Here is a 13,178-nt window from a genome sequence, read left to right as displayed (position 1 = left end):
AAGCGGAACGAGCGGCGAGCTACGGCGCGATGTCGTCGAAGCGCTCCGCGACGGCGTGGCGGCTCTCCGCGTCCCGCGCCGTCCCCGGCCGGAGCAGCTGCGCCGTGCGCATCCCCGCCGCCGCCGCCGCGTCGAGCTCAGCCACGATGTCGGACAGGAACAGCACCTCTCCCGGCTGCAGCCCGAGCGCCTCCGCGATCCGCTGGTAAGCGCCCGCCTCTCGCTTCGGCCCGGTCGTCGTGTCGAAGAACGCCGTGAACAGGCCGGTGAGATCGCCGGCCGTCGTGTGCCGGAAGAGGAGCTCCTGCGCCTCGACGGACCCGGAGCTGAACACGGCGAGCGTCACCCCGAGGTCTCGCCATCTCCGCAGCGCCGGCGCCACGTCTGCGTAGACGTGGCTCCGGAGCCCCCCCGACTCGTAGGCGCTGCGCCAGATCTTGCCCTGGAGCGCCTTCAGCGTCGTCTCCTTGCGATCCTGGTCGATCCACGCGAGCAGCGCCGCAGCGAGCTCGCCGTCGCTCACCGCCTGCTCGCTCTCGCCCCGCTCGCGCGCGACAGCGCGCCGGGCTGCCTCGACCTCCGGGCTCCCGGCGTGCGCCGAGACGTACGCGGCCATATCCCGGCGCGCCACGGAGAACAGCGTGTCGTGCACGAAGCGCACGTCGGTCGTCGTCCCCTCGATGTCGACGAGCACCGCGCGCGCAGGGGCCGCCACGCTCACGCCTCGAGCCGCGGGAAGCGCGACGCGATGTCCGACCCGGTGTGCTCGGCGACCCACCCCCTCGGGTCGGAGAACCACCGGATGCAGGTGAACGAGGGCTCCGGCCCCATGTCGAACCAGTGCCGCGTCCCGGCCGGTACGCTGATGAGATCGCCCTTCTCGACGAGGAACGAGAGCACGCGCTCGCCGTGATGGATGCAGAACAGCCCTCGTCCCTCGACGAAGAAGCGCGCCTCGTCCTCGGTGTGGATGTGCTCGTCCAGGAACTTCCGCCTGAGGTCGGCGTGGTTGGGGGTGCTCGGCGACACCGACACGACATCCGCCGTCACGAACCCGCACGCCTCGGAGAGCCGCTTCACCGGCCCCGCGTACGCCTCGAGCACCTGCTCCTGCGCCGTCCCCGGCGGCAGCGGGCGCTCGGCGGACCAGCGCTCGAAGCGGATCTGCGCCCCGGCGGCGACGCGGGCGATGTCCTCGAGCGTCGTGTATTCGTCGGCCCTCGTCGGGTCGCTCTCCCGGTAAACACGCAATCGGCTCATGATAACCCTCCTTCCAGCAGCGCGCAGTCCAGCATGAACTCGATCGCCTCGATGTGGCGGATGGTGCCGGCGATGTCCGATCCCCACGTGTACAGCCCGTGACCTGCGATGAGGTACCCGTACACGGGCGGATGCGCCGACATGAACGCATCGACGTCCTCGGCCAGCTTCCGGATGTCCTGCGTGTTGACGAACACGGGGAGGAGCACCGTGGCGCTGTGCGTCGTCATCCCGGAGAGCGCCTTCGCCACCTCGTAGCCCGAGAGGGTCACGTACCCCTCTTGCGCGCACCGCCGCGACAGCACCGTCGCCGCCCGCGAATGGGTGTGCGCGACGGCGCCGATCTCGCTGTCGTGCCGGTAAAGCTGGCAGTGCAGCGCCGTCTCGGCCGAGGGGCGGGCCGCCGAGGGCCCGGTCAGGCGGCCGTCCGCATTGACGACCACGATGTCCGACACGCCGAGCGCGCCCTTGGGCCGCCCGGACGCCGTGATCGCGAGGGTGCCGTCGCCGAGCCGCGCAGAGAAATTGCCACTCGTGGCCGGCGTCCAGCCGCGCTCATGGCAAAAGCGGGACAGCTCGATGAGCTCGGCCGCGACCGAGGAGAACGATGCAAACGACGTCCCGCGTACGCTCACGGCGCAAACATACCAAAGCGAACGCGGGTGATCAACGCGCCGCGCCGCCGTTCGAGCCGCTGAACCCGGGACGCCGCGCGGCTCGCGCTCACGGCGCCGGAAGGCGCTCGGCGTCGCGCCGGCCGGCGCCGCCCCTCGCGCCGCGGAGCAGGCCGGCCCAGAAACCGAGCCCGTGCGCGGCGTGCACAGCGGGAAAGATGGCGCAGAGCAGGGGGAAATCGCGCGGCGAGGCGCGCCGCGCGAGCCGGAGCGACTCCGCGATCACGAGCGCGGCATAGGCGAGCGAGGCGAGCGCCAGCGCCGGGCGGACCGCCGGCAGGAGCGCTGACGCGACCGCGAGCAACGCTCCGGCCGTCACCATGCAGAACGGCAGCGCCGGCCGGAGCGACAGGAACCTGCGGCGGCACAGCAGCGTGCGCGCGCGCCCCTTGCCATACGAGAAATACTGCCGGACGAGCGCGGCGAACGACGACCGCGGGTAGTAATAGGCGACGATCTCCCGGGACAGATAGACCGCGCCGCCGGCCTCGATGATGCGCTGGTTCAGCTCGGCGTCCTCGTTGGTGATGGCGGCCGGGTCGTAGAGGCCGGCGATCTCGAACGCCTCCCGCCGGAAAGCCCCGTTGAACACGGACTCGACGAACCCCTCGCGCGACGGGTCCCGGTACGCCGAGCCGCCCACGCCGAGAGGGCTCGAGAGAGCGACGCAGAGCGCCCGCTGAAAGCCGTTCCGGTGGCGCGGCCGCGCCGCGCCGCCCGCGTTGAGGGCGCCGGTCCTCCGGAGCGCCGCGACCGACGCAGCCACGTAGTCGCCGGCGTAGTCGGCGTGGGCGTCCATCCGGACGATCACCTCACCTCGCGCCCGGCGAATGCCGATGTTCATCGCCGCCGCCTGGATCCGGTCGGGGTTGTGGAGGAGCGTCACCCGTGGATCTTTGGCCGCGACGCGGCCGACGAGCTCCCGTGTCCTGTCGGTCGAGCCGCCGTCGACCACGAAGATCTCGAGGAGCTCTGGAGGATAACGCTGCTGGAGGGCGCAGCGGAGGACGTCCTCGATGTAGCGCTCCTCGTTGTAACAGGGAATGACGATGCTGCACCGCGGCCGCTCGGCGAGCGGGCGCAGAGAGAGACGCCCGCCTCGAGGCGCGCTCGCTGTTCGATCCATGGACTCCCCCGGTCTCTCGCGGGTCGAGTCGACCCGACGCAGGACTGCGACAGCAGCAGATACAATCGCGGGGCCAGGCGCTCTCGCGGGGTCGCCCGGAGCGAACTGCACTGCGCGACGCGGCCTGGACCCGGCCGGGGCAGGCCGCTGGGCTCGGGCTGCACACCGGCGAGCTCATGCGAGGGGCGCGCGACGCGAACGCCAACGCCAACGCGAACAGGCGAGCTCGGCCTCGTGCTGGCAGGGCAGCGGCCGAAGGGCGCGTCCGCCGGGGCACGAGGGCCAACGAGCCAGGAATCGGGGAGCGCACGGCCCGCGCGGAGCTCATGCTCCGCAGCACGGCCACGCCCCGATTCCGTGGGCTTCCCACGGTTCCGCGTGGTCCGCGACAGAGCTTCTCGAGGAGGCGTGCAGATGGACTTCGATCTCGTCATCTCGCGGGGAACGATCCTCGATGGCAGCGGCCAGCCTCGCTACATGGCGGACCTGGGGATCCAGAAGGGCAGGGTCGCCGCGATCGCCGGGCCAGGCGCGCTCGCGGGAGGGCGGACGCTCGACGCGAGCGGGCTCGCCGTCGCGCCCGGCTTCATCGACGTTCACTCGCACATCGACTGGCTCCTCGCGCTGCCGGACCACGAGGACGTCCTCGCGCCGATGGTCGCCCAGGGCATCACGACCGTGGTGGCGGGCAATTGCGGTCATTCCCCTGCCCCGGTCACCGAGGCGTCGATTCCGCTGGTGGAGCACTCCGCGGAGATCCTGAAGGACGGAGCGCTCGCCTATCGGTGGCGCTCGATGGGCGAGCTGCTGACCGCCCTCGAGGCCGGCGGGCTGCTCGTCAATGCGGCGCTCCTTGTCGGCCACGGCACGCTCCGCCAGGCGGTCATGGGCAACAGCGCCGCTCCCCCGACCCCGGAGCAGATGGACGCGCTCTGCGCGCTCGCGCGCGCGTCGATCCGCGAGGGCGCGTTCGGGCTCTCGGCCGGGCTGGCGTACACGCCCGGGGTCTTCGCGCGAAGGCACGAGCTCTTGACGCTGCTCCGGACGGTGGCCGACGAAGGGGGCGTGTTCACGGTCCACGGCCGGGCCTACACGTGGATATCGCCGTTCTACAGGCCGCTTCTCCTCGGCCCGCCGCACAACCTCCGCTCCGTCCGCGAGCTGCTCGGCCTGGCCGAGGAGAGCGGCGCGAAGATCCAGCTCTCGCACCAGATCTTCATCGGCCGGCGGACGTGGCCCACGGTGCCGTGGGTGCTCCGGGCGATCGAGCGGGCCGTGGACAGAGGGGTCGACGCCGCCTTCGACGCGTTCCCCTACACGGTCGGCAACACCACGGTGAACGCCCTCTTCCCCGCCTGGGTGCTCGACGACTTCCGCGCCCGCATCGACGACCCGGCCATCCTCCGCCGGCTCCGGCGGGAGTTCGCGATGTTCCGGCGGCTCCTCGGGCTCTCCTATGCCGACATCCGGCTGCTCTGGGGCGGAGCGCCGGAGCTCGTGGAGCTCGAGGGCCTCGATTTCGAGGCGATCGCGGGGCGCCTCGGCGCGAGCGAGTTCGACGCCTATGTGCACGTCGCCCGCGTGAGCGACGGCAGGGCGCGCGTCCTCCTGAACACGTACTCGGGGGTCGATGCGCACGACGAGCCGCTCCGGGCCGTGCTCTCGCACCCGCTCTGCGCGTTCGAGACCGACGCGATCCTCACCCGGCGCGGCCGGCACAACCCGGCGTCGTTCGGCACGTTCCCCCGCGTGTTAGGTCACTACAGCCGCGACCTCGGCCTGTTCCGGATCGAGGAGGCCGTGCGCCGGATGACCTCGCTGCCCGCCGAGCGGATCGGGCTCCGCGACGTGGGGCGCATCTTGCCCGGGCACTGGGCGGATCTCGTCGTGTTCGATCCGGCCACGGTGGCGGACAACACGACGCCGCGGCGGGCCGACGCGCCGCCGTCCGGGATCCGCGCCGTCCTGATCACAGGCGAGGTGGTGGCGCAGGACGGCGTGCTGACCAGCAAGACCCGGCAGGGGCGCCTCCTGCGCAGGTAGGCGGGCCGGCCATGCCGTTCGCTGACCGTGATCTGCCGGGAGGCGTCCGCCCCGCCGCCGCCTTGAAAGCGGAGGGGAAGCCCCGCAGTCAGGGGCACGTCGCCGAGTCGTCGTTGCCTATCACGGACGCTTGTGGAACGCCGGTCCGCTCACGGAGCTCTTCCGCTTCACAGGTGGGGAGCTTCGGGTTCGTCGTGATCTCGAGACCGTAGTGGATCCGCTCGAGCGAAGAAAGTCCATCGAGGCTGGTGAGCTCCGGGTTGTTCGAGATAATGAGATTTTGATCGATCGCCCGGAGCTCAGAAAGTCCATCGATGGACGTGAGCACGGCGTTGCTCCCGATGGTGAGATCTTGGTGGATCGTCTCGAGCGCCGAGAGCCCCTCGAGGCTCTCGAGCGCCGCGTTTCCGCGGACGAGGAGGTTGGCGAGCTGACTCACGCCTTCGAGGCCCTGCAAGTTCCTGAGAGCCGGGTTGGACCTCAGCGCCACTGCGCCCGTGCCGGTCAGGTTGCGGAGCCCGGCGAGGCTCGCCAGGACGGGGTTGTTCTCGATCTGGATTCCAGAGCGCACCGTCGTCAGACGCTCGAGTCCGTCCAGGTCAGCGAGGCGGAGGTTCGAACGGATGTTCAATGCGCCATCCACGGTCTTCAGGCCTTGAAGCCCCGTCATGCTCGCGAGCGTATCGTTGTTCTGGATCGTCAAGGCCGTCGCGATGGACTCGAGCCGCTCGAGCCCCTCGAGCGTGGGGAGGTTACGCGTGTACCGGATGGTGACCGTGCCCGTGACGTGCCGCAGACAGCCGAGGCGGTGCAGCCGATTCACCCCTTCGCTGAGCATCAGGTCCCCCTGGACCTCCGAGATGAGCGGCAAGTCGTCGACATCGACCTGGTACTTCAAATCGAGCGATCTCGAGCTCGGCCGCGCCGTGGCGCAGTCCAGCTCCGCGGGCGCCCCCGCGCTCCCGCCGGCTCCATCCGGAGCCCCGCCGCTCGTGCTGCCCGCGTCCATGCCGCCCGCGTTCGCTCCCGCGCCGCCGTCGCTCGCCCCGGTCGACCCGAACAGGCCACCCGTGCCGGAGCCGTTGCCCGTGGTTCCGCCCGCGCCAGCTCCCCCAACTCCTCCTCCTGTCGCCTCGTTCCCCGCCCCCACGGAACCGTCGACCTCGGAGGAGGTTCCCCCTTCCCTGTCGCCCGCGATGCCAGGATCGTCAACAAGCACCCTACCGCAAGCCAATGGGCCTCCTGCTGCGACGAGCCCTGCCGCCATTATCGGCGCCCAGTACCAAACCCGCCTGCTACGCACCGGCATGACCGAACCTCCGCCACCCAGTATATGCCCGGGCGATGCCCTGGGGTGAGGGCTGGCGAAGCCGCACGGATCGAGGCCACATCGTCACGGGCGCCGACGTTTGCGCCACCATTGACGAATTATGCCACGAGCGCTTGAGCGACCAGCTCGCGCGGCTCCTCGATCAGGCTCCGGACCGTTGGACCAGCTGCGCGATGGCGCGCGCGCTTGCCTCGTTCGCGGGTGAGAACACGAACATCGAGAGGCCGTCGCTGCCTTCGACGTGGAACACCGACGACTCGAGCACGATCTCGCCGACATCGGGACGGACGAGCCGCTTCTGGAACCCGCCGTGCGACCGGATCTCACCTTCGTCCCACAGGCGGCGAAAGTCGGGGCTCGTCTCCATCAATTCGTCGATCAGCGCCGTCGCCTCGTCGGATTGGCCGGCGCGCGCGATGTCGACGCGAAACGACGCGAGGCAAATGCGGCGAACGTCTTCGACATTGTGCACCTTGTTTTCTGAACCCGGCTGGAAGACCCGGCGCAGCAAGTTGCGGTCGCGCTCCGGTACCGCCGCGTAATCGCCAATCACCGCGACCGCCGCGCGATTCCACGCGACGATCTGGAACGTCGGCGTCTTCACGAACGCGGGGACCGAGAGGTTGTCGAGCACGCGCTGGAGCGACGGCGTGACCGCCACGGGCGGCGCGGGCTTGCGCGGCGGCGGGCGGTCGTGCGCGAGCAGGAAGAGCATCTCGCGGTTCGTGTCGTCGAGTTCGAGGGCGCGGGCGAGGCGCTCGAGCACGTCGTCCGACGGCACGCCGCCGCGGCCTTGTTCGAGCCATGTGTACCACGTGACGCTCACGCCGGCTCGAGCGGCGACCTCCTCGCGGCGCAACCCGGGGGTGCGTCGGCGCGCGGTCGTTCCGGGATGGACGCGCTCACGGCGGTCGCGCAGGAACGTGGGGAGGGTGGTAGTCGCCATACCAGTATAGGCGCCCGTCTTTTCGGACGAGCAATCCGAGCGTACGGTCCTCACATGACCAAGTCAATGCGAGTGTTCGTCACCGGCGCGACCGGCTGGATCGGTACGGCGGTGCTGAAGGAGCTGCGCGGAGCCGGCCACAGCGTCCTCGGCATGGCGCACAGCGATGCGGGCGCCGACAAGTTGAAGGCGCAGGGCGTGGAGGTTTATCGCGGCGACATCAGGGACCCGAGAGGCCTCGTCGAGGGCGTCCGCGCGACCGATGCGACGATCCACCTGGCGTTCCACATGGACTTCTCGGACTTCCCGAGGATCAACCAGATCGATCGCGACGCGATCCGCGCGATGCTCGACGCGATGGCGGGCACGAACAAGGCGTTCGTCGGCACGAACGGCACGCTGGTGGTTTCGAAGCCCGGCAAGGTCGCGTTCGAGGCGGACGAGTCGCCGGCGAGCTCGCCGCTCTCGGTCCGGTTGCAGGCCGAACGTCTCGTGGTCGATGCTGCGAAGCGTGGAGTGCGAGGCAGTGTCATCCGGCTGGCTCCGACGGTGCACGGCGCCGGCGACAAGGGCTTCATCGCAATGCTGATCAACATGGCGCGCGAGAAGAAGACCGCTGGTTACGTCGACGAGGGCAACCATCACTGGCCCGCGGTGCATCGCGACGACGCGGCGCGGTTGTACCGGCTTGCCGTCGAGAGCGCACCGCCGGGATCCGTGTTGCACGGCACCGCCGAGGAAGGCATCACGATGCGCGCGATCGCGGAGACGATCAGCAAAGGCACCGGCGTGCCGACGAAGAGCGTGCCTGCCGCGGAGGCAGGCGCTCACTTCGGATGGATGTCGATGGTCGTCGGGCTCGATAACCGGACCTCGAGCGAGGCGACGCGTGCGCTGCTCGGCTGGAAGACGGAGCAGCCCGGCCTGCTCGACGACATGCGCGCTCACTACTTCTGATCTACCGTGCAGCCATCAAGGGCTTGTTCGTGCCTGCTGACGACACGCCCCCACGGGTCACCCCCGGCGGCGTCATGCTCGATCCGTGCGGCTTCCCCCGGGCGGCGGCGCCAGGCGCGTCCTGGATCGAGTTGGCGTGCGATGGTGGAGGCTCTCTGCTCACCTGGTACGCCGTCGGTCCCTCCACGCGGGACCTGCAAATCCGGGCCGCCGGCGCGGGGCGTTCGACGATCTCCGGCCGCGCAAGGGTGACGCCGACGCAAGACGCCCGGTGCTGCGAGAGCCGTGTTGTTCGTCTTATCCTCCCGACCCGTGGCACCTCGATCTCAGAAAGTCCCCGCCTCGTCGAGCGCTCCTCGTCGGGTGCGCGCGCTGGGCAATGTCCGCCAGGGCGCGATCGCGGTCGTGGGATGGCTCGTCCTTGTACGAGCGGAGGCCGCCCACGCCGCGAACGTGGGGGCCGCGGTGGAGCTCGATGAGCAGCGCTGCGTGACGCTCGACGCGGTGCGGGCGGCAGCCGCGCTGCGCGGAGGGCGCGTGGACGCCGACTCCACGGTACGGCTGCGGGTCCATGTGCGCGAAGCGGAACCGCCGAGCGCGGTGACGCTCGAGATCTCGGGAGAAGGCGCTCACGGCGCCATCGAGGCGCGCACGATCGTGGCAGACTCCTGCGCAGAAGCCGCCTCGGCGCTCGGGCTGGTCGTCACGATGGCCGGCGAGGACGAGCAGGCCCAGGTCGAACCTTCCCGCGCCGAGCCTCCCTCCCTGACGCCGCCGGAGAGACCGTCGCAAGGCACAACCCGCGAGCTCAGCCCAACCCCAAAAGCGCCGCCGGCGAGACCATCGAAAGGCACAGCCCGCGAGCTCAGCCCAACCCCAAAAGCGCCGCCGGCGAGACCATCGAAAGGCACAGCCCGCAAGCGCAGCCCAACCTCCGCAGCATCGCCGGCGAGACCGTCGCGAGCCACGGCTCGCGAGACCACACCCGCGACGAAGCTGTATACGTCGCTCGGCCTCGTCGCCACGCCCCTCTACGAAGGGCCAGCAGGAGCGCGGCTCTCGGGCGGGTTCGCATCGGGTCGGCTGTTCTTTCCATGGGCCGAGCTCGGCATGGGGGCGACGTTGCCACGCACCGTCTTCGGCGGGGGAGCGGCGGTGAATCTCACCTGGTTCACCGCTCGTGCCTCGCTGGCGCCGCTCGGCGCATCCCTCGGCGATCACGTCTTCGTGAGCGCTTACATCATGCTCGATGTGGGCGCGGTGCTCGCCTCGGGGGAGGGAGCCCCGAAGGTCGACAGCCGATGGCGCCCGTGGCTCGAGGCCGGCGCCGGCGCACGGATGCGCGCGCTGGTTGGCGCATGGTCCTTCGTGGAAGGGCAGATCGCGGCCGCGCTGCCCCTCCGTCGGGACGAGTTCTACTTCGTGCACGGCGGGACGGCCTATCAGGCGCCCGCCGTGCGGCTCGACGCGGCGCTTTCCGTCGGGATATTTTTTCCGTGATCAAAACGGGGGCCTCGCGGATCGCCTGGGATGAGCCCCTCGTGATCGCCACCGACGACGCCCCCGTTTCCTCCGCCTTGTGCCTGGCTCGCCCTCTGGGCGGACTCGTCGACGCGCAGGCGCGTTCCCCCGGTGGGTCCACCACCGATCTCGCCCGCGAGGCACGCTTCGAAGAGCTCGCGTCGCACCTCGAGTTCCTGTGGCGATTCGCGTGCCGGATGGGCGTGGGCGAGGCGGCGGCCGAGGACATCGCGCAGGAAGCGTTCGTGGTGGCGGCGTCGCGCCTCGACGCGATCCTTCCCGGCAAAGAGCGCTCGTACCTCGTCTCGGTCGCGGTTCACATGGTCCGACGCGAGCGAACCCGGCGAGCGCGTCACGAAGAGCTCAAGGGAGAGCCCTCCGCGCCAACGGGCGAGCAGCCGGACAGGCGCCTCGACGAGGCCCGCGCGCGCAGGCTGCTGGATGCGTCGCTCGAGGCGCTCGACGACGGGCTTCGCGCGGTGTTCGTGCTCCATGAGATCGAAGAAGAGACGATGGCGGACATCGCCCTTCTGCTGGACTTGCCGCCAGGGACCGTGGCGTCACGGCTCCGCCGCGCCCGTGAAGCGTGGAAGCGAGCGACGGAGCAATTGAAGAGGGGTCTGCCGGTGAGCGGCGGGAGGCGACGGTGAGCGACTCGTACGACGACTTCGACCGCGCGCTGCTGCGCGCCGGGAGGGCGGCGAAGGCGCCTTCCTCGCTCCGCGCAAAGGCCCTCGCGGCCGCCGCGGCGGGGACCGCGACTGCGGCCGCAACGACGAGCCTCGGCGTCGGCACGGCCAAGGCGAGCGGGGGGATCGCGGCGCAGGCCGCTCACGCGCTCGGCCTGAAGGCGGTCCTCGTCGCGTCCGTCGGCGTCACGTCCGTCGCCCTCGTGCTCGGGGGGGCGTATGTGGCGGCGACCCATCACGCGGACGCCGTCGTATCCGCAGCCCCCGTGCGCCCGCCTCGCGCGGCGGAGGCCTTTGGGGTGGCGCCGGCAACCGCGTCACCCACGCAGGAGGCCACGCTGGAGGCCACGCAGGAGGAGCCCGCCCTGCCTGCGAAGGCGGAGCCCGCCGTCGCCTCTGCCACCGAGCCCGCCCCGCGCGCAGAGGCGTCGCCCGCCCCGCGCGCAGCGGCGTCGATCACGAACGTGGCGCCCGCGTCCCAGGGGACCGGGCTCGCGCGCCAGGTCCCCTCCTCCGTTCCTGCGGCGACGGCCGTCCCCGCCGTCGACCCCCTTCCACGAGAACCCCGCAGTGAGGAGGTCGCGCAGTCCCCTGCGGCACCCACCTCCGTTCTACCCAACTCCGTTCTATCGGACGAGCTCCGGCTCATCGATACCGCACGAGCGGCCCTCCAGCGTGGAGACGTGCCGCTCGCCCTTCGCCTCACCGCCGAGCACGCGGCGCGCTTTCCAGGGGGCAGCCTCGCGATCGAGCGCGATGTCCTCCGCGTCGACGCCCTCGTGGCCGGAGGGCGCATCGCGGAGGCCGCGTCGCACGCGTGCGCCTTCGTCGCGCGGAGCCCGCGCTCCGCTCAGGCGCCACGCATGATCAAGGTGGGTCGCTGTTCAAATACGATTCCGTGATCAAAAGCGCGTGGAGAGAGATCGCCGGGCAGTGGAGGATTCTCGATCATGCGACTTTCGCAGCTAGCACTCTCCTTGTTGTGGTCCCCGGTCGCTCTCTCAGCCACCATGTTTGGGTGCGACATCGTTCGCGAGCCGATCGGTGATCTCGACCCCGACCAGCAGCCGCTCGACCCCGATGGCTCGGGCGCGGGCGGCGCAAGCGGCTCGTCGAGTTCCGGCAGCGCGGGCGGCTCGTCGGGCAGATGCAGCGCGCCGGTGGCCTCCCGTCCTTTCAGCCTGGACGGCTCGGCGGCGACGAGCGGCACCTCTCCGCTGGCGATCACTGGCATCGCCTTTGATCCCTCCGGCAACCTCGGCATGACAGGATACACGGTGTCGGGCTTCGACATGCCCGGGTCCTCGGAATACGACGACGCCCTCTTGGCAAAGTACGATGCCGCGGGCAACCACACCCGCAGCAAGCTCTTCGGCGATGATTCGAACCGGCAGGCCGGCAGGCAAATCGTTTTCGACGCGGACTGCAACATGTTCCTCGTACGCTCGGTCATGACCTCGTCCTGGTTCGACATGTACCTGGACAAGCTCGACAGCGCCGGCGACCCCCTCTGGAGCAAGCGCCTCAACGCCGGGCATGAAGCAGATTGGAACATCACATCCATCGCGGTGGATCCGGCGACGGGCGGCGTGGTGTTCATGGGAAGATACGCCGGGGACCTCGATCTCGGGGGAGGTCTTCTACCGTGGGTAGAGGATGACGACAACCCGACGAGAGCCTACGCGGCGAAGTTCGATGCGATGGGACAATTCGTCTGGAGCAAGCCCTCCCCCCGCAGCAGCGGCAAGTACACGCCAGGCGGCTTCATGGCCGTCGACACTTCAGGGCAAATTGTGCTCGCGGCGGACAATTCGAACATCGTCGATAACGGTTCAGGCAAACGGGCGTGGTTCGAACTCTCGCGGTTGGACGCCTCGGGAAACACTGTCTTGCATCAGGACTTTATAGCTCCTCTCCATGATGAATCAGCCTCGGCCTCCCACGAGGGCCTCGTTGGCGTCGCGGTGGACGGAGAGGGAAACATGTTCCTCGCCGGGAACGCGCACTGCGACTTTGACCTCGGCCTCGGACCGCTGGTTGGCGCGAACTGTTCATCCGACAATGCCTTCGTGGCGAAATTCGATGTTCATCATGGATGGCCCGTGTGGAGCCGCCTCATCGAGGGCAGCCTTGCATCCAGAGCCGTGAGCCTCGGCGTCGACGCTCTCGGGAACACCTTCGTTGCAGGCAGCGTCACCGGTACCCTGGACGCCGACGGCACGGCGCTCGGCGCAGAGGACGGAGCTGAGCGGCAGTTCGTCGTGCGGCTCGACGGGGATGGGCATATCTCGTGGTCCCACATCCTCAGCCCCGAATTCAGCAGCGTGCAGGGCCTCGCCGTGGCTCCGGAAGGAAACGTCGCGATTCTGGGGCATGACGCCAGCGCCGTGACTTCGACCATCCGGGGCGGAAATATCGTCACGAAGCTCGACGTCACAGCGCCGTGATTCTATGCAGGGGGCAGCAGCGGCGACGGCCGCGCTGGATGTCTCCTCCCCCGCTGACCTCACGTGCAGCCGACGACGACGGCCGCCTCGACTCATGCGAGGGTCGTTTTGCGAAAATGAAGACCAGGACCCCTCGTGGGACGACCTCCGCATCTTGCTCGCGGTCCATCGGAACAATGGATTGG

At 69.9% G+C, this 13,178-nt stretch carries 12 protein-coding genes and 1 pseudogene; 6 read left to right on the top strand and 7 right to left on the bottom strand.

Features of this window, described 5'->3' with window-relative positions:
* Positions 1–19: 19 nt before the first annotated feature.
* The 4 genes from mtnC to WMF19_RS08890 all read right to left on the bottom strand — a co-directional run bounded on the left by mtnC (position 20) and on the right by WMF19_RS08890 (position 3,060).
* On the bottom strand, positions 20–721 hold the full coding sequence (gene mtnC, locus WMF19_RS08905; RefSeq protein WP_437898688.1) for an acireductone synthase: 702 nt from the start codon (positions 719–721) through the stop codon (positions 20–22).
* Positions 718–1,260 carry a 1,2-dihydroxy-3-keto-5-methylthiopentene dioxygenase gene (locus WMF19_RS08900; RefSeq protein WP_437328316.1) on the bottom strand — a complete coding sequence of 181 codons (543 nt, stop codon included), beginning with the start codon at positions 1,258–1,260 and terminating at the stop codon, positions 718–720. The genes mtnC and WMF19_RS08900 overlap by 4 nt, the downstream gene beginning before the upstream one ends.
* Positions 1,257–1,895: a methylthioribulose 1-phosphate dehydratase gene (locus WMF19_RS08895; RefSeq protein WP_437898687.1), complete on the bottom strand. Its 639-nt coding sequence runs from the start codon at positions 1,893–1,895 to the stop codon at positions 1,257–1,259. The genes WMF19_RS08900 and WMF19_RS08895 overlap by 4 nt, the downstream gene beginning before the upstream one ends.
* 88 nt (positions 1,896–1,983) lie before the next feature.
* On the bottom strand, positions 1,984–3,060 hold the full coding sequence (locus tag WMF19_RS08890; RefSeq protein WP_437898686.1) for a glycosyltransferase family 2 protein: 1,077 nt from the start codon (positions 3,058–3,060) through the stop codon (positions 1,984–1,986).
* 414 nt (positions 3,061–3,474) lie between these two features.
* Here WMF19_RS08890 and WMF19_RS08885 point away from each other — a divergent pair, with 414 nt between their 5' ends.
* Positions 3,475–5,103, top strand: coding sequence for an N-acyl-D-amino-acid deacylase family protein (locus WMF19_RS08885; protein ID WP_437898685.1), 1,629 nt, complete (start codon positions 3,475–3,477; stop codon positions 5,101–5,103).
* A gap of 88 nt (positions 5,104–5,191) precedes the next feature.
* On the opposite strand, the gene WMF19_RS08880 is transcribed toward WMF19_RS08885, so the two are convergent.
* From WMF19_RS08880 to WMF19_RS08870, 3 genes and pseudogenes are all read right to left on the bottom strand, one after another.
* A complete protein-coding gene (locus WMF19_RS08880) occupies positions 5,192–6,322 on the bottom strand; it encodes a hypothetical protein (protein ID WP_437898684.1) in 1,131 nt (376 codons plus the stop codon).
* Between the two features lie 253 nt (positions 6,323–6,575).
* Positions 6,576–7,148 carry an MmyB family transcriptional regulator gene (locus WMF19_RS08875; protein WP_437901607.1) on the bottom strand — a complete coding sequence of 191 codons (573 nt, stop codon included), beginning with the start codon at positions 7,146–7,148 and terminating at the stop codon, positions 6,576–6,578.
* Positions 7,149–7,208: 60 nt separating this feature from the next.
* Positions 7,209–7,379 (bottom strand): annotated as a pseudogene (locus tag WMF19_RS08870) (helix-turn-helix domain-containing protein); the annotation flags it as partial.
* Here WMF19_RS08870 and WMF19_RS08865 point away from each other — a divergent pair.
* The 5 genes from WMF19_RS08865 to WMF19_RS08845 all read left to right on the top strand — a co-directional run bounded on the left by WMF19_RS08865 (position 7,326) and on the right by WMF19_RS08845 (position 12,993).
* Positions 7,326–8,336 (top strand): SDR family oxidoreductase, encoded by a 1,011-nt coding sequence (locus WMF19_RS08865; protein WP_437898683.1) that lies wholly within the window; start codon positions 7,326–7,328, stop codon positions 8,334–8,336. The pseudogene WMF19_RS08870 and the gene WMF19_RS08865 sit on opposite strands and share 54 nt — an antisense overlap.
* A gap of 312 nt (positions 8,337–8,648) precedes the next feature.
* Positions 8,649–9,836 (top strand): hypothetical protein, encoded by a 1,188-nt coding sequence (locus WMF19_RS08860; RefSeq protein WP_437898682.1) that lies wholly within the window; start codon positions 8,649–8,651, stop codon positions 9,834–9,836.
* Positions 9,837–9,877: 41 nt separating this feature from the next.
* Entirely contained in the window at positions 9,878–10,507 is a 630-nt protein-coding gene (locus WMF19_RS08855; protein ID WP_437898681.1) for an RNA polymerase sigma factor, read from the top strand.
* Positions 10,504–11,448 (top strand): hypothetical protein, encoded by a 945-nt coding sequence (locus WMF19_RS08850; protein ID WP_437898680.1) that lies wholly within the window; start codon positions 10,504–10,506, stop codon positions 11,446–11,448. The genes WMF19_RS08855 and WMF19_RS08850 overlap by 4 nt, the downstream gene beginning before the upstream one ends.
* Before the next feature lie 48 nt (positions 11,449–11,496).
* A complete protein-coding gene (locus tag WMF19_RS08845) occupies positions 11,497–12,993 on the top strand; it encodes a hypothetical protein (RefSeq protein ID WP_437898679.1) in 1,497 nt (498 codons plus the stop codon).
* Positions 12,994–13,178: the final 185 nt, after the last annotated feature.

Origin of the sequence: Sorangium sp. So ce124 (assembly GCF_051525235.1) — a bacterium.
Lineage (GTDB): Bacteria > Myxococcota_A > Polyangia > Polyangiales > Polyangiaceae > Sorangium > Sorangium atrum.
Note: the sequence above shows the minus strand (reverse complement) of the source record. Positions and strands in the feature narration are given on the sequence as shown.